We start from the raw sequence: 20,349 nt of genomic DNA, 5'->3' as shown, positions 1-20,349 counted from the left end.
GTTCTATTTCTCTAATAAATAAAGATAGTCTTCAAAATCTATCCCGCCGCTAAATATATCAATTGAGCGTTTGATGATTTTTTGAGCATTCTCAGCAGAAAAACCTAACCCTATTGCGTATTTTTCGATAAGAAAACGCTCGTGATCTTCAATATAATGATCTGCAAATATCATTCTGAATAAATCGTGAAGACGCTCTAGTCTCTTAGCAGAATTGTTAGGAGGATTAATAGGAAATTTATTGGGATCTTCTAATACCTCTTTATACTCTTGCTCGTCAATGTCGAGTTTTATGGCAAAGCGTTTTAGCAACTTTTCTTCTTCACCATTTAAAGCTCCATCAACGGTAGCCATATTAGCAATAGCAGCAAAATGCCCTAGGTTTCTCCTATGCTCACCACTATCAAACAAATCTGTAAAAGACATATTAACATTTTTTTGAGAGTGCAAAGATAATTATTCCGCCAGCTTTAAAAAATCTTACCTTAATTATTTTAACAAAGCACCTATTTCACAGCTGTTCTCAGCACTTACAGCTTAAGAAGATATAATCTTTTCTTAATCCCCATCGTCATAAAATGAACAATGCATAACTTCATTTTACAATGGCAGAACCACTTCTACAATTTAATGAAAAAGGCATTTATTGCGCCGCCGCGAAAGTTTATTTAGACCCATGGAAACCAGTAGACAAGGCTATTATTTCGCATGGCCATGCAGACCACAGCCGCTATGGTCATAAACAATATATTACGCAGCACACTAATGTGCCTATTATAAAACATCGCTTGGGAGACATAGAAGTTTCCGGAAAAGAATTTGGTGAAAGTTTCACGATCAACAACGTAGAATTTAGTTTTCATCCTGCCGGGCATATCATTGGTAGTTCTCAAATACGTGTTGAACATAAAGGTGAAGTCTGGGTTTTTACAGGTGATTACAAAACTGAAGATGATGGCATCGCTGTTCCTTATGAACCTATTCGTTGCGACACGTTTATCACCGAATGCACCTTTGGCCTGCCCGCTTTCAAATGGATTCCACAAGCGCAGGTAATGAATGACATCAATCAATGGTGGGCACAAAATAAAGCTGATGGGAGGACATCCGTTCTTTTCGGCTATTCTCTAGGCAAAGCCCAACGTCTAATCAAACATCTGGACACAAATATTGGGAAAATATACACGCACGGTGCCGTAGAGAATATGAATGAAGTAATTCGCACTTTAGTCGATTTACCCCCCACAGAACGCATTACTCGTGAAACCAAAAAAGAAGAATTAAAAGGCAATATAGTCGTGGCACCCCCAAGCGCTCACGGCAGCCCGTGGTTACGTAAAATGGTGCCTTACGTTACTGCTTCGGCGAGCGGCTGGATGACCTTTCGCGGAGCGCGAAGAAGACGCGCAATCGACAAAGGTTTTGTCCTTTCAGACCACTGTGACTGGCAGGGATTATTACAGAGTATCAAAGAAACGGGTGCGCATAAAATTATCTGTACACATGGCTATACCGATATTTTTTCACGCTTTCTCCGCGAGCAAGGTTATGACGCCCGCACCGAACAAACTCAATACGAAGAAGATGAAGACGGCACTCAAAAAGATAAAGAAAATGAAGATTAATAAATCATTTGTAATTCTCTCCCTTGGGAAGAGATGCCTGAAAGGCAGAGAGGGAAGGTGAGGCATGAAACAATTCGCAGAACTCATACGGCAAATCGACAGCACTAATAAAACCAACTTAAAAGTGGAGGCGTTAGCTGCTTATTTCAGGGAAGCAAACCCTTATGATAAGCTATGGGCGATTGCTATACTTTCACATCGGCGCCCACCGCGTCCTGTAAATACCACATTGTTGCGCACCTGGGCTACTGAATTGGCAAATATTCCGTTATGGTTGTTTGAAGAAAGCTATCATATAGTAGGCGACCTGGCCGAAACAATTGCGCTTATCATTCCCGCTTCTGAAGAAAGCACAGACAAGAGCCTGACCCAATTTCTAGAAGAGATGATTGCCCTCAAGAAAAAAACAGATGAGGAAAAACGCGAGTATCTTTTTACCAACTGGACCGATTTGAATTATTACGAGCGTTTCGTTTTTACGAAATTAATCACCGGCAGTTTTCGTATTGGGGTAAGTCAGAAGTTAATGACGCGTGCGCTGGCAAAAGCTACCGGCATAGATGAAGATATTCTCGCTTATAAACTCATGGGCGATTGGTCACCGCAAAAAACTACCTTTAAAAAGCTGATTTTAGAAGAAAATGAGGAGGATTTTTTAAGTAAACCATTTCCATTTTATTTGGCTTACGCCATTGAGGGCCAACCGGAAGATTTGGGTGATATATCAGACTGGTTTGCTGAGCATAAATGGGATGGCATCCGCTCGCAGGTGATTGTGCGCAATAATGAACTCTTTGTATGGTCACGCGGCGAAGAACTGGTAACCGATAAATACCCAGAATTTCAGACTTTTGTAAACGTGATACCCGATGGAACCGTTCTGGATGGCGAAATTTTGCCTTTTAAAGACGATTTTATAGGCACTTTTAACGATTTACAAACTCGAATTGGGCGAAAGAATATCACTAAAAATCAGCTTAAAAAGACCCCCGTCATCTTAAAAGCCTACGATATTTTAGAATGGAACGGAGAAGATATTCGCAGTTTGGCTTTCGCCGAAAGACGTGAAATTCTGGAAAAACTATATCAGGATGTTAAACATGACGAACTGCCCTTGCACCTTTCTGAAACCATGCAATTTGCAAATTGGCAAGAAGCCGCCGCAGAACGAGAGCGCTCCCGCGAAGTTATGTCTGAAGGCTTGATGCTTAAACGAAAAGACTCACCCTATTTAGTAGGTCGTAAAAAAGGTGATTGGTGGAAGTGGAAGGTCGATCCGCTTACTATCGACGCGGTGCTCACCTACGCCATGCGCGGTCACGGCCGCCGAAGTAATCTATTTACAGATTACACTTTCGGCCTTTGGGATGAAAACAAAGAAGAACTGGTCACTTTCGCGAAAGCATATTCCGGTCTTACCGATGCCGAATTCCGCAGCCTCGATGCCTGGATAAAACGAAATACATTAGAGCGCTTTGGCCCCGTACGCAGTGTGACTCCACATCACGTTTTTGAGATCGCTTTTGAAGGCCTTGCTCCCTCTTCCCGTCACAAAAGCGGTGTCGCAACCCGTTTCCCGCGTATGTTGCGCTGGCGAAAAGACAAAAAAATAGAAGATGCTAATACATTGGAAGATTTAAAATCATTGATACCGAAAGTGGAAAAAGAGAATAATGAAGGGTAAATCAAGAACCTCGGGGCAAGCCCACGAGGTATGAATTGGAAAATCCCTTTTCTATTCGAGGCAAGCCTCGGGGAATTAAACCCTCTGGAGGGATTAAAAAAACCACCCCACCCGTTGGGCACCCCTCCTTAAAAAGGTGGGGAACAGTTAAAAAAGCACCTTCCCTTGTTAAGGGAAGGTGGCTTGAGCGAAGCGAAAGACGGAAGGGTTACAAACTAATACAATGAAAAAGCAAATCTACAACAGAAAAGAACTAGAATCCTTTCGGAAAGATTTGCGCAAACACTTAACTCCAGCCGAAGCTTTTTTGTGGAAACATTTAAAAAGCTCTCAATTAGAAGGAAGAAAATTTAGAAGACAGCATAGTATTGAAAATTATATAGTAGATTTTTATTGTCCGGGTGAAAAGCTCATTATAGAATTAGATGGTCAGGTACATATGAATCCCACAGCCGAAAAATATGATTTGAAAAGAACAGCCAGATTAGAAGAACTCGGTTTTGCAGTAATTCGATTTGAAAATAAAATGGTTTTTGATTTGTTGCCGTCTGTGTTGCAAGAGATAAAAGATAATTTTAAAAAGTAAAGAACCACCCCGCCCGATTTTCATCGGGCACCTCTCCTTTTTAAAGAGGGGAACTAAAAAAAGCTCCTTCCCTTGCCAAGGGAAGGTGTCTTGAGCGAAGCGAAAAGACGGAAGGGTTTTAATTATGACAGAAAAGCAACTTTATAATATCCCCGAGTCCTGGTTTAAAAACCAAAAATGGAAACCTTTTCCCTTTCAGCGGGAAACCTGGCAGGCATTTTTGGATTGTAAAAACGGACTCCTAAACGCGCCCACAGGAAGCGGGAAAACCTATGCGCTCTGGATTCCAATTGTGCTTGATTACATAAGAAGCAATCCCGATTATAAAACCAAACATAAAAAAGGACTTAAAGCGATTTGGATTACACCATTACGCTCTCTATCTGTGGAAATTGCACAGGCTTCTCAACGCTTTGCTGATGAAATAGGAACTCAGATTACCGTAGGGATTCGTTCTGGGGACACGAGCATGGCCGAACGAGCCAAGCAGAAAAAGCAAATGCCAGACCTTCTTATCACCACTCCGGAAAGTTTGCATCTTTTACTTTCATCAAAAGGTTATGACAAAACCTTTAAAGACTGCTCTGCCATTGTGATTGACGAGTGGCACGAATTGCTAGGCACAAAGCGCGGCGTACAGACAGAACTCGCCCTTTCCAGATTAAAAACCATCGCTCCTAAACTGCGCATCTGGGGAATTTCGGCAACCATAGGAAATTTGCAACAAGCACGTGAGGTATTGTTGGGACCAGAATCACCGGCGTTGGAAAATTCAGTTTTAATTAAAGCAGAAATCGATAAAAAAATAAGAGTTGACAGTATTATTCCGGAGAAAATGGAAACATTTCCCTGGCGCGGTCATCTGGGTTTGCACTTGCTTGATGAAGTCGTACCCATCATCAAGAAGAGTAAAACGACCCTTCTTTTTACAAACACACGTGGACAGTGCGAAATCTGGTTTCAGCGGTTGATAAATAAATATCCAGAGTTTGCAGGTGAGGTTGCGATGCATCACGGGAGCATCAACAAAGAGACAAGACTTTGGGTAGAAGAAGCTATTCGTAATGAAAGTCTCAAAGCAGTCGTTTGTACATCTAGTCTTGATCTGGGCGTCGATTTTACGCCGGTTGAGACGATTATTCAAATAGGCGGACCTAAAGGTGTAGCTCGTTTTTTGCAACGTGCCGGGCGTAGTGGTCACCAGCCGGGAAAAGAAAGTGTTATTTATTTTTTACCTACCCACGCTATCGAACTTATTGAAGCTTCGGCTTTAGGGGAAGCTGTAAAAAAACAGGTAGTAGAAGATAGAATTCCGTATCTGCTTAGTTTTGATGTTTTGGTACAATATTTAACCACGCTGGCGGTTTCTGACGGATTTTATCCCAATGAAATTTGGCCGGAGATTAAATCTACTTTTTGTTTTCAGACAATGAGCGAAGACCAATGGCGGTGGATTCTCAATTTTATTACCAAAGGCAGCCAATCGCTGAAAGCGTATGACGAATATAAAAAAGTTGAGATAGAAGACAACGGCTTATTTAAAGTCAACAACCGCGGCATCGCCATGCGACACCGTTTGCAAATAGGTACTATTGTAGGTGATGCCGCAATGGCTGTAAAATATTTAAAGGGCGGATTCATTGGCAGTATTGAAGAATGGTTTATTTCTAAATTAAATCCGGGAGATGTTTTCACTTTTGCCGGTAGAACTCTTGAATTATACCGCATCAAGAATATGCAGGTTTTGGTTAAAAAAGCCAAAGTAAAAAACGCTCGCATTGTGAGTTGGATGGGCGGAAGATTAACACTTTCCGCACAAATGAGCGAATTGTTACGGCAAGAATTATACTCGGCAAATGAACCTGCTCAAAATCAAAGTAGAGAATTGCGTGCCTTGCAACATATTTTTTCGCGACAGCGAAAAGAATCAATTGTTCCTAATGCTGATCAGTTTTTAATTGAAACTTTTCAAAGCAGGGAAGGTTTTCATCATATTTTCTATCCTTTTGAAGGGCGGTTTGTGCATGAAGCGCTGGGTAGTTTGCTGGCCTATCGCATTAGTTTGCTTTCTCCTACTTCTTTTAGCATTGCATTTAATGATTATGGTTTTGAAATTCTTTCAGACCAGCAGATTGATCTGCAACAGGTTTTAGATAATGACCTTTTTACGCCTGATTTTCTTCTTGATGATCTGCAAAAGAGCTTGAATTCTACAGAAATGGCTCGCCGTAAATTTCGTGATATCGCTGTGATTGCCGGGATGGTGTTCACGGGTTATCCCGGTAAGGTTGTAAAAAGCAAGCACCTTCAAAGTAATAGTCAGTTACTATTTGAGGTTTTTCGGGATTATGAACCTGAAAACCTCCTTTTTCAGCAGGCTTATCGCGAAACTTTTGAACATCAACTGGAAGAAGGCCGCTTACGCATTGCCTTAGAACGCATAGAAAATCAGGAAATAGTGATCAAATATTGCGAAAAACCAACTCCTTTTTCATTCCCAATCATCACAGACCGCTTGCGCGAAAAACTATCCAGCGAGAAACTCGAAGACCAGATCAAAAAGATGCTTACGTATCTGGATAAAATATAACGTCTGACCGGTAAGGTCAATGACAGACCTGCAAGGTTTTGATAACCTTGTAGGTCTAATGCGAATGCGTATCAAAATGGAAAACCTACAAGGTCTTGAAGACCTTGCAGGTTGAGCTGTATGTTTTCGGGTTAGTACAAATTCCCCTACTTTTCAAGGAGGGGTGGCTCAAGCGTAAGATTGAGACGGGGTGGTTCAGGGTTAACCCTTCCGTCTTTCGCTTAAAGCGAATCCACCTTCCCTTCTGAAGGGAAGGAACTTCAAAAAATTAAAATGGGTAAACTCCTTAGTGATGTGGTTAACACATTTTAGCTATGGATTAAGAAGAAAATAACACCTTCAATTTCGGCTTAAGCCGCATTCTTGCTAGCTTTATAAAAACTAACAATCATGAAAAAAGTACAACCATATTTAACCTTTAGAGGAAACTGTCAGGAAGCCCTGAATTTTTACAGGGATTGTTTTGATGCAGAGATTCAGAATAAGGAAACGTATGAAGGAAAAGAAATTGACATTCCCGAAAATTACAGAAACAAGTTGCAGCATGCCGAACTGAAAGGTAAGGGGATCCACATAATGGCCTACGATGCCGCCCCAGATACGCCGTTAAATGAAGGCAATCAGATTTCGCTCAGCGTTGATCTGGACAGTAAAGAGGAAACAGATGAACTTTTTGAGAAATTATCTCAAGGTGGCCGTATCGACACTCCTTTACAAGAAACGAGTTGGAACGCATACTACACTAGATTTCACGATAAATTCGGAATCTCCTGGATGCTGAATTATCAGGAAAATTAGATTTATTTGAATTAGCCTAAAAAAGCCTGCTTTTAAAGCGGGCTTTTTTATTTATATCGCCATTCACTCATAAGTTTTAAAGCCTATTTTTTGAATGAAAAAGCAGAACTTTGCAGGCGCTATGACAGAGAAAATTTCAATTAATGACAACACATTCGGCTTACATCCCTGCGGAGTGATTTTCTGGGAAGAACAGAATATGCTGCTTATTGCAGATGTACATTTGGGCAAGGTTTCCCATTTCAGGAAATACGGTAGTGCCGTTCCTGCAAAAGCAATTCATAAAAATTTTACTGAGCTTACTAAAGTCGTCAATCACTTTTCGCCTAAAATCATTTGTTTTCTGGGTGATTTATTTCATAGTTCGCTAAATTCTGAATGGCAGCTTTTTGAAAATTGGGTGCTGCAAACGCAACGTAAAATTATTCTCATAGCCGGTAATCACGATATTATTTCGCCTCTTAAATATGAAGAAATTGGTATACGCATACATTCAGAATGGGTTTTAGAAAACTTTCTGCTTACACACCATCCTGAAGAACGCGAAGACTTTTTTAATTTCTCAGGTCACATTCATCCGGGTATCAGACTGTCTGGTTTTGGCGGTAGAAGCCTTAAACTTTCCTGTTTTTTCAAGACCAAAAATCAGCTTATTTTACCCGCTTTTGGCACCTTTACGGGCAATTTTTATTTAAACCCAAAACCCGGAGATCAGGTTTTTGCGATAACTAAAAATGAGGTAATTTTAGTAACTAACTAATTTATATGCTCACAAATCAAAAGCATCTTTTTGAGCTTGATGAAGATATCACATACCTCAACGGCGCGTACATGTCTCCCCAACTTAAAAGTGTAACTGCACTGGGAATAGAGAGCTTAAAGCGAAAAGCGAAACCCTACTCTATCACGCCTGAGGATTTTATTGAAATTCGCAATCCGTTAAAAAAACGCTTTGCTCAATTGATCAAAGCTTCTGATTATCAGGATATCGCGATCATACCGTCGGTTTCTTACGGAATGGCAAACGTGGCCAACAGCCTGAATTTAAAACCAACTGACGAAATTTTAGTAGCGCATGAGCAATTTCCCAGTAATATTTATTCCTGGCAGCATCTGGCAGAACGCACCGGTGCGAAGATCATTAATATTGAACCTCCCACGGAATTAAAAGATCGAGGGCGACTTTGGAATGAAAAAATTCTAAATGCCATTAATCCCAATACAGCTTTAGTCGCTCTAGCACATTGCCATTGGGCAGACGGAACCCGGTTTCAATTGGCAAAAATCGGTGAAAAAGTGCATAAAAAAGGCGGTAAATTAGTCATTGACGGTACACAAAGTGTAGGTGCTTTTCCTTTTTCTGTAGCAGAAATCAAACCTGATGCTTTGATCTGCGGCGGTTACAAATGGTTGTTAGGACCATATTCGCTTGGCGTAGCTTATTATGCCGAATCTCTCCATTACGGAAACCCCATTGAACACAACTGGATGAATCGCGCAGACAGTGAAGACTTTTCACTGCTCACAAATTACCAGGAAAATTATCAGTCGAGAGCAGGAAGATTTTCTGTAGGAGAATCAAGTAATTTTGTGCTAACACCCATGCTTACCCAATCGATTGAGCAATTGATAGAATGGACACCTCAGGCCATTCAGGAGTATTGCAAAGAGATTTCGCAGGAAGCTGTTTCCGCTTTACGCGAAATGGGCTGCTATATTGAAGAAGATGGGTATCGCGGGCAACACCTTTTTGGTATTTATCTTCCACAAACAATTTCTATAGACAAAGTAAAGGCTGCACTTTCTAAAGAAAAAATTCTGGTCTCTTATCGTGGGAATGCCATCCGCGTTTCACCACATGTTTACAATACGGCTGAGGATTTTGAAAAGCTGATCTCAGTTTTTAAAACTCTACTATGAAAAAGAAAAAACTCGCGTTACTCAATCTATTCTCGGTAATTCTGGTTATTGTCGTAAATGCTGCTTCGCAGATTCTGCGTTTTAATGACACTACAAATGGAGAAGTAAGTTATAAGTATTTTAACCTGTTTACACCAGCCGATTATGCTTTTGCTATCTGGGGAGTCATCTTTCTGGGATTAATCGCTTATTCCGTTTTTCAGGTAAAAAGAGCCTTTTTTAGCCATAAAAACACCGATTTTATTGAACAGACCGGTTATTGGTTTGCGCTTGCCAATTTTCTCACCACTGCGTGGGTTTTTGCATTTACCTATGAATACATCGGGCTTTCGGTATTGATAATGATTGGAATACTAGTGAGCCTGCTCAAAGTTGTAATCAATACAAACATGGAACGTTGGGATGCGCCGCTAAAAGTGATCGCTTTTGTGTGGTGGCCTATTTGCTTTTATTCGGGTTGGATTGCCGTAGCGACCATTGCCAATATCGCTTCCTTTTTGGTGAAAATAGATCTTGCCGGTTCTCATCTTAATCAGATCGTCTGGACGATGATTATGATCACGGTTGCCGTTTTCATCAACATGCTCATGATCAATCTGCGAAACATGCGAGAATTTGCTCTTGTAGGTGCATGGGCACTATTTGCCCTGTTCATCAAGCATAATGGAAGCATTAATGCGATAGCTTATTATGCGCTCTGCGGAAGCATTTTATTGATTATCGCAGCTGGCATTCATGGTTATAAAAACAGAGATACGAGTCCGTTGGCGAAGTTGAAAGAAAGAAGGTAATTAAAAGAAGTTCTTGATACGTTTTTCTTTCGCATTGAGCGAAAAAAAAAACACTCGAACTGACAAAACGGAAATTACTATTGATTTAGTTCAAACTGTATCACCTCATCCTTTACAACTTGTATAGAACTGAAATCGGGATGAAAAGGGTTTATTAAAAGATTATACTCTTTCTCATAAATATTTAAAGGTAGACGGGCGGAAGGAACTGCCAGAACCAGGGAATTTCGCTGTTGCGCCCATAATGTACCCAATTGCTGTGTGCTTTTAGGATGCGGGCGATTATACCAAAACTCAGGTAGATCTTCTCTTTCTAGGCGTATTATTTCTGATTGAATATCTAATTCTGCAATCCTCCATTCAAAATCTGAAACTGCAGCACCGCGAATTGATAGATGCTCTACCATACTTAGCGATAAACAATTACTGCAATATATTAAAGGTGTACCCACCCTGTTCCATCTGGCGCCACCGGGCCCCCAGCCCAAAGCAGAATGATTTTCCCGATCCTGATAAATTCTGTAAAAAATCATTAAATATAGCTTCCCCAGGCAAGTGCGTCTAAGGCTTCATCAACAAGTTCCAGCCCTCTGGGATCTTGCAGAAGTTCTTTAGGCTTATCATCTCCCAACGCATAATTATCCGTCTCAAGCCAATTAATAAATTTCTCTTCAGAACCAAAAACTGAAATTCCTTTTTCAATAAGCTCTTCTATATCATATACCATTTTAGAACTCAAAATGCCCAATTTACCATCTGCTGATTTCCATCTTGATACTGTGGAAGGATTAACATCTAAAATTTTTGCCTTTTCATCCTGATTTAAATTCAGGAAATCAAGAACAGGTAATGCCTGGCTATACGCTAATCGACCTACTCGCCAATTAGCTTCACTTTTAACGGTTTTACTAAGTAGAGAACGAGACTTGGGTTTACCAATCGTTCTTTTGCTTCCTGCAGATTTAAGTGATGTACTCATTATTCCTAATTGAGATTAAATAATATTGCAAATGCAATTTATTAAAAAAGCAGGACATTAAGAAGTACATGGACCTTTATTCTTTTATTAAACAACTGTTCTTGATATATTTTCTTTCGCTTTTGAGCGAAAAAAAACTCGAACTGACAACACGGGAAGTCACTTCGAGTGAATTTAACGGAGCGATAGCGCAGGTAAATTTGTATCGAGAAACAGGTTAATTAATCAACCACGCGAATAACAAAATAATTTTTCTTACCTCGCTGTAGCAGTATAAAACGGTCATTGATAAGATCTTCTGCGCCTACGCTGTAATCTTCAGCTATTTTCTCTTTATTTACTGAAATGGAGTTTTCTTTTAAAGCTCTGCGCACTTCGCCGTTTGATTTTAAAAAACCTGATTTTTCGGCTAAAAGAGTAATTATTTCTACTCCTGAGGCGATTTCTGAACGGTTTATTTCGGCTTGAGGAACACCTTCAAAAACATCTAAAAACGTCTTTTCGTTAAGCGATTTTAAGTCGGCGCTAGTAGATTTTCCAAATAAAATCTCTGAAGCCTTTACAGCATTTTCCAGATCTTCCTGGCTATGAACGGTAACTGTAACTTCTTCGGCTAAACGTTTTTGTAAACTGCGCTGGTGGGGCGCTTCGTTATGTTCTGCAATTAATTTTTCAATTTCCTCTTTATCTAAAAAAGTAAAGATCTTGATATATTTAGCTGCGTCTTCGTCGCTGGTATTTAACCAATATTGATAGAATTTATAAGGCGAAGTTCTTTCCGAGTCAAGCCAAACATTGCCGCCTTCACTTTTACCAAACTTGCTTCCGTCTGACTTTGTAATTAACGGGCAAGTAAGCGCATAACCTTTGCCCTCACCTATTCTGCGTATCATTTCGGTACCGGTAGTGATATTTCCCCACTGGTCGCTACCGCCCATTTGCAGTGTGCAATTTTCGTTTTTATATAAATGATAGAAATCGTAACCCTGAACGAGTTGATAAGTAAATTCAGTAAATGACATCCCTTCTGTAGACTCACCTGAAAGCCTATTTTTCACAGAATCTTTAGACATCATGTAATTCACAGTAATGTGTTTACCCACATCACGAATGAAATCAAGAAAAGTAAAATCTTTCATCCAGTCGTAATTATTGACCATTACGGCTTGATTTTTTTCGCCTGAGCTAAAATCGAGAAACTGAGAAAGTTGTTTCTTTACCGCTTCCTGATTGTGTCGCAAAGTTGCTTCATCAAGCAAATTACGCTCGCTTGATTTACCAGAAGGATCACCAATCATTCCCGTTGCACCACCCACCAGCGCAAAAGGTTTGTGCCCGGCACGTTGATAATGAGCAAGAAGCATGATAGGCACAAGATTACCAATATGCAGACTGTCTGCCGTGGGGTCAAAACCTATGTATGCAGCACGCATTTCTTCCATTAAATGTTCTTCTGTACCCGGCATCACGTCGTGTATCATTCCGCGCCACTGCAACTCTTCTATAAAATTCTTGATCATGTCTTGTAAATTTTTCAACTTAAACTAAGCGGCGCAAATATAAATATATTGATGCTTTAAGCCCCACAGAAATCAATTTGTATGCTTCAATGAATTGATTAATTATGAAGATCCTCTTTTAATCCGGAAATTCTACGCAAGCTCACGAATTATGAATCGGAAAATTCTTTATATATTCGAGGCAATCCTCGGGGAATTATACCCTCTGGAGAGATTAACTTAGCCGCATGATTTTAGTTACCGGAGGAACAGGTTTAGTAGGCTCTCATTTACTGTGGGAACTCACTCAAACCAGCAACTTACCTATCAAAGCCACGTATCGTACCGAAACGAGCAAAGAGCCTGTTTTAGCATTATTTCGCTGGAAAGCTCAAGACGAAAAAACAGCTCAAGAGAATTTTGACAAAATAGATTGGGTGCAGGCAGATGTGACAGATGTCGGGGCTTTGACCAATGCTTTTGAAAATGTAGATTACGTATATCACTGCGCAGCTTTGGTGTCTTTTAATCCGAAGCGTTTGCACGAACTTCAAAAAATAAATATTGAGGGAACTGCAAATATGGTCAACCTGAGCTTAAGCTGTAAGGTTAGGAAATTTTGCTATGTAAGTTCTGTTGCCGCTCTGGGCGAAACTGAAAATGGAACCGCAGTAACCGAAGAAACTCATTGGGATCCCAGCAAAGAGAATTCGGTTTATAGTATTTCTAAATATGCTTCAGAAATGGAAGTCTGGCGGGGTACACAGGAAGGTCTGGACGTTGTGATCGTAAATCCCGGAGTTATTCTGGGAGAAGGTTTTTACAATTCTGGCAGCGGTAAAATGTTTTCGCAAATAGCGAAAGGTTTAAAATACTGCGTTCCCGGAAGTACAGGTTTTGTTGATGTGAAAGATGTGGTTTCGGCAATGCTTACTTTAATGGCCAGCGAAATTAAAAATGAAGGTTTTATTCTGGTAGCTGAAAATCTAAAATTTAAAATCCTTTTTGATAAAATATCGACCAGATTAGGCAAAAAATCGCCTCAAAACATGCTAAAATCGTGGCAATTAAACCTAGCTTGGAGAATAGACTGGTTCCTGAATACTTTTTTTGGCACCAGGCGCCGACTTACAAAATCTACGGCAAATTCAGCTTTAACTGATACGGTGTATGATTCTTCTAAAATTGAAGAACAGCTCTTTTTTAAGTTTACGCCTATTAAAGAAAGCATTGAAAGAATCGCTTCTCACTTTAAAAGCCAGCTAAAGAATTGAGTCCTTTACCTCTCTTCTTTCAGGAGGTGTAAGATTTGGGTTTCTTCTTTGCGGGACATCTTTACCCTCATCTTTTAAAAGTTGAGCTTTTGCACGCGCTATACTATCGCTTACTTTTTTAATGCTATCAACTTCTGAACGCTTGGTTTCAAGTCGTTTATTTACTCTTTCCCAAATCTGACCATAAGTATTAAAATCAACTGTATAGTATGTTAGGCTTTGTGCTAATTGTGTGCTGTCTATGTTATATTTCTCGTAAACAAAATTCTCTGGTTTGATTCCGGCAACTTTTAATTTAGGTACACTGTAACTGCGCGCTGCATTGATTAGTGATACATCGTAAAGTATATCTACCATTTTATCTTTATCTATAAGATTGTCTGGTTTTTCAGGTCTTTCTACATCCTGACAACTCAAACACAAAAGAGCGATACAAAAGAAAATGTATTTTATCATCGGTCAAAGGTTAATCGCTGCCCAAAACGTTCATTGTATACTTTAAAGTTTTTATACGCCAGTTTACCGTTAACAAAAGTATGCGAGATACGAGATTTAAAGGTATTACCTTCAAAAGGTGACCATTTGCATTTATAAAGAATATTGTCTTTTGTAACCGTCCATGGGTTATTAAGATCTACCAGCACAAGATCTGCATGATACCCGGGTTTTATAAAACCACGTTTTTCTATCTGAAACAGGATTGCGGGATTATGACTCATTTTTTCGGCAATCTTCTCAAGGCTTATTCTGCCTCTGTGATACATCTCGAGCATAGCAGGAAGCGCATGCTGCACAAGCGGGCCGCCACTGGGAGCTTTAGTATAAACGTTTTTCTTTTCTTCAAGCGTATGTGGTGCGTGATCTGAAGCTATAACATCTATGCGATCGTCAAGCAGTGCTTCCCAAAGTCCTTCTTTGTCTTCTTTGGTCTTAACAGCGGGATTCCATTTAATGAGGGTTTTCTTTTCATCATAATCAGCATCTGTAAACCATAGATGATGAATACAAACCTCTGCGGTGATTTTCTTGTCTTTTAGGGGGATTTTGTTGCTAAAAAGACTGGTTTCTTTAGCCGTTGACAAATGGAAAACATGTAAACGCGCCCCGGTTTTTTTAGCAAGAGCTATAGCTTTTGATGATGAAATATAACAAGCTTCCTCACTTCTAATAATGGGATGCATGTTAATAGGAATATCATCACCATAGCGTTCTTTATAGATCTCAAGATTTTTTCTAATAGTAGCCTCATCTTCACAGTGGGCAGAGATTAACAGATCTGTACTGCTAAAAATCTTTTCAAGTACTTTACTGTCATCAACAAGCATGTCGCCCGTTGAACTACCTAAAAATAATTTAAGGCCGGCTACTGTCTTTTTATCAACCTTTTTAATCTCTTCAAGATTATCGTTTGTACCGCCAAACATAAATGAATAGTTGGCGTGCGAACTTTTAGCCGCTCTGGCAAACTTATCTTCCAGCTTTTCTATAGTGGTCGTTTGCGGCAATGTGTTAGGCATTTCTATAAAAGAAGTTATACCGCCTGCCACTGCTGCCTTAGATTCTGATTCTATAGTTGCTTTGTGCATAAGACCGGGTTCTCTAAAGTGAACCTGATCATCTATCACCCCGGGAAATAAGTGTTGCCCTTCTGCATCAAAAATGTGTACATCTGGAGATTTTACACTTATGTATTTCCCTACTTCTATTATAATCCCGTCCTCAATATAAACGTCGCCTTGTATAATCTCGCCTTCGTTTACAATATTGGCATCTTTAATTAAAACCTTTTCCATATCAAATTTCATACTTGCTGAACAAGCTTTTGATTTTCATTCGTATCACCCCAAAAACGGCTTCAGAAATAATATTTTTACTCATTTTACTCGTACCTCGGGTACGATCTACAAAAATAACCGGAATTTCTTCTATTTTAAATCCTAGTAAATGCGCTTTAAATTTCATTTCAATTTGAAACGCATACCCCATAAATCTTATCTTATCCAGATTTATGGCTTCTAGTACTTTTCGCTTATAGCAAACAAAACCTGCTGTTGTATCGCTAATATCCATCCCTGTGATAAAGCGCACATACTTAGACGCAATGTAAGAAAGTAACACACGCCCCATAGGCCAATTCACGACATTAACACCTGTTTTATATCTTGAGCCTATTGCCATATCTGCCCCTTTTTTCGCGCAAGCGTTATACAAGCGTATCAAATCGTTAGGTGAATGCGAAAAATCTGCATCCATCTCAAAAATATAATCGTAATCTCTGGCTAAAGCCCATGAGAATCCCGCTGTATAGGCCGTGCCCAGACCCAGCTTGCCAGACCTTTGTAACAGATATAAATGCCCTGTAAACTCTTGCATCAGGCTTTTTATTATCTCTGCAGTCCCATCAGGTGAATTATCATCTACAACCAGTATAGAGAACGTGCGTTGCTGCGCAAAAACATTACGTACAAGCTTCTCAATATTTTCTGCTTCGTTATATGTAGGGATTACGACGAGCGAACGTGCCATCAAAAAGTATTTGAGGCAAATGTAATTATTTTGATTCTATAAACTACTTGTGCACCATATCAAAACCCGTGAATTGTATTAATTTTGCTTATACTAAAATCGGCAGTTTGGAAGCTATAGAGCGCACCTTAATCAACAATGACTGGATCACCTTAATACTGGTGTTCTGTTTAATATTACTGGCAGTTGCAAAGCTGGCCTTTGAAGGTTATTTTGTTGATTTTGCTGAGCTTGCCTTTAACGAGAAATACCTCTTAAAAACGAGTAAGAATGTAAAATTTGAAACCCCTTTTAACTTGCTGTTATTTGGAGTACAGCTTTTATCTGTTTCTTTATTCATCTATCTCATCATAGCAAAATTTGAAGTTTTAAGCTTTACAGTGGCGCCCAGTCTCATGTTTTTGCGAATCTTTATTTTTTACGGTCTCTTTATAGGTGTAAAATACCTGCTTGAGAAAATGACTGCGGTTTTATTTGATGGTGAGAAAGAATTAAGCACCTATCACTACTACAAATTTGTTTACCGCAACTATGGCGCGATATTTCTTATACCCATAAATGCGATGCTTGTTTACTCTTTACAACCACCTCTTTATGTAATTGGGATAATTATAGGGATAGTACTTGTATTTAACGCCATCACTCTTTTTAATACGTTGCGTAAATATGAAAAGTTGATCTACAGTAATCTGTTTTATTTTATTTTGTACCTTTGCGCTTTTGAAATTGCCCCCTATTTCATTTTATTTAAGTTGCTTAGCATCGATGTATAAGCATTAAAATTGAACTCTATGAAAGTGAAGACAATTTTGGTCTCCCAACCAGAGCCAAAAGTAGAAAACTCTCCTTATTTTGAACTAGAAGAAAAAAAACGCGTAAAAATTGATTTTATTCCCTTTATTCACGTGGAGGGTGTACCAGGGAAAGAAGTCCGTCATCAAAAGATCGACCTCAAAGACTATTCAGCGATCATTCTAACCAGCCGTAATGCTGTAGATCATTTCTTTAGAATCGCAGAAGAGATGCGTTTTAAAGTTCCTGATACCCTAAAATATTTTTGCCAGAGTGAAGCAGTTGCTTACTATCTTCAAAAGTATGTGGTTTACCGCAAACGCAAGATCTATGTAGGCAAGCGCACCTTTGCAGAGATGGCACCTATTCTTAAAAAATATAAGAATGAGAAATTTTTGCTTCCGTCTTCAGATGCCTTAAAACCAGATATTCCGGAAACTCTTGATGACTTAAAACTCAACTGGCAACGGGCGATTTTTTACAGAACTGTAGTAAGCGATCTTTCACACCTGAAAGATGTTTATTATGACATACTTGTGTTCTTTAGCCCTAGCGGAATTAAATCACTGTTTGAGAACTTTCCAGATTTTGAACAGAAAGATACGCGTATAGCAGTTTTTGGCAACTCAACTGTTAATGCAGCTGCAGAAGCTGGTTTAAAAATCAACATTCAGGCACCTACTCCTGAAACACCATCTATGACTATGGCTTTAGAACGTTACATAGATGAAGTAAACAATAAAAAATAAGGAATTTTAATTTATAATCTAAGCCTCTTATTGTAAAATGAGAGGCTTTTTTATGCGAAAAGGTTTAGTCTTTCTTTTTTAAAAATTGAACGATCAATACTCCCCATCCTAAAATAAGCAACAAACCTCCTAACGGAGTGAGCAAAGCTATTGAAGTAAAATCTATCCCTGTCGCGGCCTGCGTAGAAAGCAGATAAATAGACCCCGAAAACAATAAAACTCCTGTTAACAAGAGGTAAAACAGTGTTTTTTTCGCTTTAGCGCTAATTGTAAATACACCACCCACAAGCAATGCCAGAAATGCATGATACATTTGATAACGCACTCCTGTCTCAAATGAATCTACGGCAGCCGGTTCTACAATTTTTTGAAGTCCGTGAGCGCCAAAAGCTCCTAACAAAACTGCAGTAAAACCTAAAACTGCGCCTAAAATCAAAAGTTTCCTGTTCATATTTTTTTCTAAGCTTGTATCTATTTCCTACATTAGTGAGGTGTCATACAAACATACAACAGCAAAGGCTATGCGTAAAATTTTGATCATAGGTGCAGGCAAATCAACTTCTCAACTTGTAGCATACTTATTATCAAAAGCTAAAGATGAATCACTCCTTTTAAAAATAGGTGATAAATCACTAAAAAACGCTCAAAAACTGGCAAAAAACCACCAAAATGCAGAGGCTCTTGAGCTTGATATATTTAAAAATGAAGAGCGTAAAGAAGCAATAACGGGTTGTGATCTGGTAATAAGCATGCTTCCCGCACATTTGCATATTGAAGTTGCCAGAGATTGTGCTGCTTTTGGTATCTCTATGGTTACCGCTTCTTATGTGAGCAAAGAAATTCAGGAACTTGACACCATTGTAAAGCAAAAAGGTCTTGTTTTTATGAATGAGATTGGGCTTGATCCCGGTATTGATCACATGAGTGCTATGCAGGTTATCGACCGCATTCGCGAAAAAGGTGGAAAGATGCTCCTTTTTGAATCATTTACAGGCGGACTTGTAGCTCCTGAGAGTGACTCAAATCTATGGAATTATAAATTCACTTGGAATCCCCGCAACGTCGTACTTTCAGGGCAAGGAGGCGCTGCAGAGTTTATCCAGGAAGGAACCTATAAGTACATTCCGTATCAACGCTTATTTAGAAGAACAGAGTTTCTTGATGTTGAAGGCTACGGTCGTTTTGAGGCCTATGCTAACCGAAATTCGCTCAAATACCGCGATATTTATGGGTTACAGGATATTTTGACTTTGTATCGTGGCACAATAAGACGGGTTGGGTTTTGCAGAGCTTGGAATGTTTTTGTGCAACTGGGTATGACAGACGACAGCTATACGCTGCAAGACACTCAAAATATGAGTTACAGGGAGTTCATAAACCTTTTTCTGCCTTACTCACATACAGATTCAGTTGAACTTAAACTACGTCACAATATTAAAATAGATCAGGACGATCTGCTGTGGGACAAATTAATAGAGCTCGATATTTTTAATCCTGAAAAGAAAATAGGTCTCGTTGATGCTACACCTGCTCAATGTTTACAAAAGATACTTGAAGACAAATGGACACTTGCTACAGACGACAAGGATATGATCGTGATGTATCACAAGTTTGGTTATGAGATCGATGGTGTAAAAAAGCAAATAGATGCAACTATGGTAAGTGTAGGGACAGATCAAACAAATACCGCTATGGCAAAAACCGTAGGTCTACCGGTTGCTATTGCAGCCTTACGTATTCTTAACGGGCACATCAAAAATCCAGGTGTACAAATCCCTATTAGCAAAGAAGTATACGAGCCCATTTTAAAAGAATTGCAGGAGCACAATATAATCTTTAAAGAATATGAGGTGCCATATCTGGGTTATAACCCGCTGAATCTGGGCGCTTAAGCCCAAATAATGTTCTTTTAATGTTTTTAACTTAATAAGTTTCATAAAATAATCTTTTCACTATTTTTAACAGCCAAAAGCAGTAAACCCGGTTTAAACCCTGAAAATGTGAAAATTGTAAATGAGCAGATCGCCATTGACGGAATAGATAAAATCATTCTACGTCAATTGATGGATGATGCACGTAAACCTATTTTAGAAATAGCTCGTAAAGTAGGTATCTCAGGCGCAGCAATACATCAACGATTAAGAAAGCTGGAAAAATCAGGACTTATCTCTGGTTCAAAATTTATCATTGATCCCAAAATACTGGGGTATAGCACAATGGCTTTTGTAGGGATCTATCTTGATCGCGCCATGAGCAATCCTGCTGCCGTGAAGCAGCTTAAAGAAATACCTGAAGTAATAGAATGCCACTACACGACCGGTAACTGGTCTATTTTCATTAAAATTCTCTGTAAGAATAATGAGGATCTTATGAACTTACTTAACAAAAAGATACAGGCTATAGAAGGTGTTTCTCGTACTGAAACCTTTATTTCGCTGGATCAACAAATACAGAGACAGATTAAAATATAAAAACCCCGAAAATATTTTTCGAGGTTTTATAATTCAAATTTTATTACCGTCATTCCAAATTTATT

The 20,349-nt window shown here is 39.2% G+C and carries 21 protein-coding genes; 13 read left to right on the top strand and 8 right to left on the bottom strand.

The features are described from left to right. Positions 1 to 3 precede the first annotated feature (3 nt). Positions 4 to 426 carry a TerB family tellurite resistance protein gene (locus ACH3O9_RS08700; protein WP_416446315.1) on the bottom strand — a complete coding sequence of 141 codons (423 nt, stop codon included), beginning with the start codon at positions 424 to 426 and terminating at the stop codon, positions 4 to 6. A gap of 179 nt (positions 427 to 605) precedes the next feature. Here ACH3O9_RS08700 and ACH3O9_RS08695 point away from each other — a divergent pair, with 179 nt between their 5' ends. The 8 genes from ACH3O9_RS08695 to ACH3O9_RS08660 all read left to right on the top strand — a co-directional run bounded on the left by ACH3O9_RS08695 (position 606) and on the right by ACH3O9_RS08660 (position 9,994). Further along, on the top strand, positions 606 to 1,625 hold the full coding sequence (locus ACH3O9_RS08695) for a ligase-associated DNA damage response exonuclease (protein ID WP_416446313.1): 1,020 nt from the start codon (positions 606 to 608) through the stop codon (positions 1,623 to 1,625). 64 nt (positions 1,626 to 1,689) lie between these two features. Continuing rightward, complete coding sequence (locus ACH3O9_RS08690; protein WP_416446311.1) at positions 1,690 to 3,309, top strand: ATP-dependent DNA ligase; 1,620 nt, start codon at positions 1,690 to 1,692, stop codon at positions 3,307 to 3,309. A gap of 223 nt (positions 3,310 to 3,532) precedes the next feature. Beyond that, entirely contained in the window at positions 3,533 to 3,895 is a 363-nt protein-coding gene (locus tag ACH3O9_RS08685; RefSeq protein ID WP_416446309.1) for an endonuclease domain-containing protein, read from the top strand. Positions 3,896 to 4,019: 124 nt separating this feature from the next. Beyond that, complete coding sequence (locus ACH3O9_RS08680; protein WP_416446307.1) at positions 4,020 to 6,485, top strand: ligase-associated DNA damage response DEXH box helicase; 2,466 nt, start codon at positions 4,020 to 4,022, stop codon at positions 6,483 to 6,485. A 390-nt stretch (positions 6,486 to 6,875) separates the two neighbouring features. Next, positions 6,876 to 7,283 (top strand): VOC family protein, encoded by a 408-nt coding sequence (locus ACH3O9_RS08675; RefSeq protein WP_416446305.1) that lies wholly within the window; start codon positions 6,876 to 6,878, stop codon positions 7,281 to 7,283. A gap of 121 nt (positions 7,284 to 7,404) precedes the next feature. Further along, complete coding sequence (gene pdeM, locus ACH3O9_RS08670; protein WP_416446656.1) at positions 7,405 to 8,043, top strand: ligase-associated DNA damage response endonuclease PdeM; 639 nt, start codon at positions 7,405 to 7,407, stop codon at positions 8,041 to 8,043. A 5-nt stretch (positions 8,044 to 8,048) separates the two neighbouring features. Next, the gene (locus tag ACH3O9_RS08665; RefSeq protein WP_416446303.1) at positions 8,049 to 9,203 is read left to right on the top strand and encodes an aminotransferase class V-fold PLP-dependent enzyme; all 1,155 of its coding nucleotides are present in this window, start codon (positions 8,049 to 8,051) and stop codon (positions 9,201 to 9,203) included. Beyond that, positions 9,200 to 9,994, top strand: a complete 795-nt coding sequence (locus ACH3O9_RS08660) for a tryptophan-rich sensory protein (protein ID WP_416446301.1) — start codon at positions 9,200 to 9,202, stop codon at positions 9,992 to 9,994. The genes ACH3O9_RS08665 and ACH3O9_RS08660 overlap by 4 nt, the downstream gene beginning before the upstream one ends. A 77-nt stretch (positions 9,995 to 10,071) precedes the next feature. On the opposite strand, the gene ACH3O9_RS08655 is transcribed toward ACH3O9_RS08660, so the two are convergent. The 3 genes from ACH3O9_RS08655 to tyrS form a co-directional block, all read right to left on the bottom strand. Beyond that, positions 10,072 to 10,527, bottom strand: a complete 456-nt coding sequence (locus ACH3O9_RS08655) for an RES family NAD+ phosphorylase (protein WP_416446299.1) — start codon at positions 10,525 to 10,527, stop codon at positions 10,072 to 10,074. After that, positions 10,527 to 10,973: an antitoxin Xre/MbcA/ParS toxin-binding domain-containing protein gene (locus ACH3O9_RS08650; protein WP_416446297.1), complete on the bottom strand. Its 447-nt coding sequence runs from the start codon at positions 10,971 to 10,973 to the stop codon at positions 10,527 to 10,529. Before ACH3O9_RS08650 ends, ACH3O9_RS08655 begins: the two co-directional genes overlap by 1 nt. 221 nt (positions 10,974 to 11,194) lie before the next feature. Continuing rightward, positions 11,195 to 12,493: a tyrosine--tRNA ligase gene (gene tyrS / locus ACH3O9_RS08645; RefSeq protein WP_416446295.1), complete on the bottom strand. Its 1,299-nt coding sequence runs from the start codon at positions 12,491 to 12,493 to the stop codon at positions 11,195 to 11,197. Positions 12,494 to 12,720: 227 nt separating this feature from the next. Here tyrS and ACH3O9_RS08640 point away from each other — a divergent pair, with 227 nt between their 5' ends. After that, complete coding sequence (locus ACH3O9_RS08640; protein WP_416446293.1) at positions 12,721 to 13,746, top strand: NAD-dependent epimerase/dehydratase family protein; 1,026 nt, start codon at positions 12,721 to 12,723, stop codon at positions 13,744 to 13,746. Here ACH3O9_RS08640 and ACH3O9_RS08635 read toward each other — a convergent pair. The 3 genes from ACH3O9_RS08635 to ACH3O9_RS08625 are packed head-to-tail and all read right to left on the bottom strand — an operon-like array spanning position 13,735 to position 16,272. Beyond that, the gene (locus tag ACH3O9_RS08635; protein ID WP_416446291.1) at positions 13,735 to 14,202 is read right to left on the bottom strand and encodes a DUF4296 domain-containing protein; all 468 of its coding nucleotides are present in this window, start codon (positions 14,200 to 14,202) and stop codon (positions 13,735 to 13,737) included. The genes ACH3O9_RS08640 and ACH3O9_RS08635 overlap by 12 nt on opposite strands. Then, positions 14,199 to 15,539 (bottom strand): dihydroorotase, encoded by a 1,341-nt coding sequence (locus ACH3O9_RS08630; RefSeq protein WP_416446654.1) that lies wholly within the window; start codon positions 15,537 to 15,539, stop codon positions 14,199 to 14,201. The genes ACH3O9_RS08635 and ACH3O9_RS08630 overlap by 4 nt, the downstream gene beginning before the upstream one ends. A 1-nt stretch (position 15,540) precedes the next feature. Continuing rightward, entirely contained in the window at positions 15,541 to 16,272 is a 732-nt protein-coding gene (locus tag ACH3O9_RS08625) for a polyprenol monophosphomannose synthase (RefSeq protein ID WP_416446289.1), read from the bottom strand. A gap of 107 nt (positions 16,273 to 16,379) precedes the next feature. On the opposite strand from ACH3O9_RS08625, the gene ACH3O9_RS08620 reads away from it, so the two are divergent. Together ACH3O9_RS08620 and ACH3O9_RS08615 are read left to right on the top strand one after the other, a co-directional pair. Continuing rightward, positions 16,380 to 17,045 carry a DUF4271 domain-containing protein gene (locus ACH3O9_RS08620; protein ID WP_416446287.1) on the top strand — a complete coding sequence of 222 codons (666 nt, stop codon included), beginning with the start codon at positions 16,380 to 16,382 and terminating at the stop codon, positions 17,043 to 17,045. 18 nt (positions 17,046 to 17,063) lie between these two features. Next, on the top strand, positions 17,064 to 17,813 hold the full coding sequence (locus ACH3O9_RS08615; RefSeq protein ID WP_416446285.1) for a uroporphyrinogen-III synthase: 750 nt from the start codon (positions 17,064 to 17,066) through the stop codon (positions 17,811 to 17,813). A 64-nt stretch (positions 17,814 to 17,877) separates the two neighbouring features. On the opposite strand, the gene ACH3O9_RS08610 is transcribed toward ACH3O9_RS08615, so the two are convergent. Continuing rightward, the gene (locus tag ACH3O9_RS08610; RefSeq protein ID WP_416446283.1) at positions 17,878 to 18,264 is read right to left on the bottom strand and encodes a DUF423 domain-containing protein; all 387 of its coding nucleotides are present in this window, start codon (positions 18,262 to 18,264) and stop codon (positions 17,878 to 17,880) included. A 70-nt stretch (positions 18,265 to 18,334) separates the two neighbouring features. Here ACH3O9_RS08610 and ACH3O9_RS08605 point away from each other — a divergent pair, with 70 nt between their 5' ends. Together ACH3O9_RS08605 and ACH3O9_RS08600 are read left to right on the top strand one after the other, a co-directional pair. Continuing rightward, positions 18,335 to 19,705 (top strand): saccharopine dehydrogenase family protein, encoded by a 1,371-nt coding sequence (locus ACH3O9_RS08605; RefSeq protein ID WP_416446281.1) that lies wholly within the window; start codon positions 18,335 to 18,337, stop codon positions 19,703 to 19,705. Between the two features lie 108 nt (positions 19,706 to 19,813). After that, a complete protein-coding gene (locus ACH3O9_RS08600) occupies positions 19,814 to 20,284 on the top strand; it encodes an Lrp/AsnC ligand binding domain-containing protein (RefSeq protein WP_416446279.1) in 471 nt (156 codons plus the stop codon). The last annotated feature ends 65 nt before the right edge of the window (positions 20,285 to 20,349 follow it).

It is taken from the genome of Leeuwenhoekiella sp. A16, from assembly GCF_047946675.1.
Classification (GTDB): Bacteria; Bacteroidota; Bacteroidia; order Flavobacteriales; family Flavobacteriaceae; genus Leeuwenhoekiella.
The sequence above is the reverse complement of the archived record's forward strand: the minus strand, read 5'-3'. Positions and strand labels throughout refer to the sequence as shown.

Coding starts and splice junctions, on each gene's coding strand:
- ACH3O9_RS08700 (WP_416446315.1), bottom strand. CDS start 426: ATGTCTTTTACAGATTTGTTTGATAGTGGTGAGCATAGGAGAAACCTA.
- ACH3O9_RS08695 (WP_416446313.1), top strand. CDS start 606: ATGGCAGAACCACTTCTACAATTTAATGAAAAAGGCATTTATTGCGCC.
- ACH3O9_RS08690 (WP_416446311.1), top strand. CDS start 1,690: ATGAAACAATTCGCAGAACTCATACGGCAAATCGACAGCACTAATAAA.
- ACH3O9_RS08685 (WP_416446309.1), top strand. CDS start 3,533: ATGAAAAAGCAAATCTACAACAGAAAAGAACTAGAATCCTTTCGGAAA.
- ACH3O9_RS08680 (WP_416446307.1), top strand. CDS start 4,020: ATGACAGAAAAGCAACTTTATAATATCCCCGAGTCCTGGTTTAAAAAC.
- ACH3O9_RS08675 (WP_416446305.1), top strand. CDS start 6,876: ATGAAAAAAGTACAACCATATTTAACCTTTAGAGGAAACTGTCAGGAA.
- pdeM (WP_416446656.1), top strand. CDS start 7,405: ATGACAGAGAAAATTTCAATTAATGACAACACATTCGGCTTACATCCC.
- ACH3O9_RS08665 (WP_416446303.1), top strand. CDS start 8,049: ATGCTCACAAATCAAAAGCATCTTTTTGAGCTTGATGAAGATATCACA.
- ACH3O9_RS08660 (WP_416446301.1), top strand. CDS start 9,200: ATGAAAAAGAAAAAACTCGCGTTACTCAATCTATTCTCGGTAATTCTG.
- ACH3O9_RS08655 (WP_416446299.1), bottom strand. CDS start 10,527: ATGATTTTTTACAGAATTTATCAGGATCGGGAAAATCATTCTGCTTTG.
- ACH3O9_RS08650 (WP_416446297.1), bottom strand. CDS start 10,973: ATGAGTACATCACTTAAATCTGCAGGAAGCAAAAGAACGATTGGTAAA.
- tyrS (WP_416446295.1), bottom strand. CDS start 12,493: ATGATCAAGAATTTTATAGAAGAGTTGCAGTGGCGCGGAATGATACAC.
- ACH3O9_RS08640 (WP_416446293.1), top strand. CDS start 12,721: ATGATTTTAGTTACCGGAGGAACAGGTTTAGTAGGCTCTCATTTACTG.
- ACH3O9_RS08635 (WP_416446291.1), bottom strand. CDS start 14,202: ATGATAAAATACATTTTCTTTTGTATCGCTCTTTTGTGTTTGAGTTGT.
- ACH3O9_RS08630 (WP_416446654.1), bottom strand. CDS start 15,539: ATGGAAAAGGTTTTAATTAAAGATGCCAATATTGTAAACGAAGGCGAG.
- ACH3O9_RS08625 (WP_416446289.1), bottom strand. CDS start 16,272: ATGGCACGTTCGCTCGTCGTAATCCCTACATATAACGAAGCAGAAAAT.
- ACH3O9_RS08615 (WP_416446285.1), top strand. CDS start 17,064: ATGAAAGTGAAGACAATTTTGGTCTCCCAACCAGAGCCAAAAGTAGAA.
- ACH3O9_RS08610 (WP_416446283.1), bottom strand. CDS start 18,264: ATGAACAGGAAACTTTTGATTTTAGGCGCAGTTTTAGGTTTTACTGCA.
- ACH3O9_RS08605 (WP_416446281.1), top strand. CDS start 18,335: ATGCGTAAAATTTTGATCATAGGTGCAGGCAAATCAACTTCTCAACTT.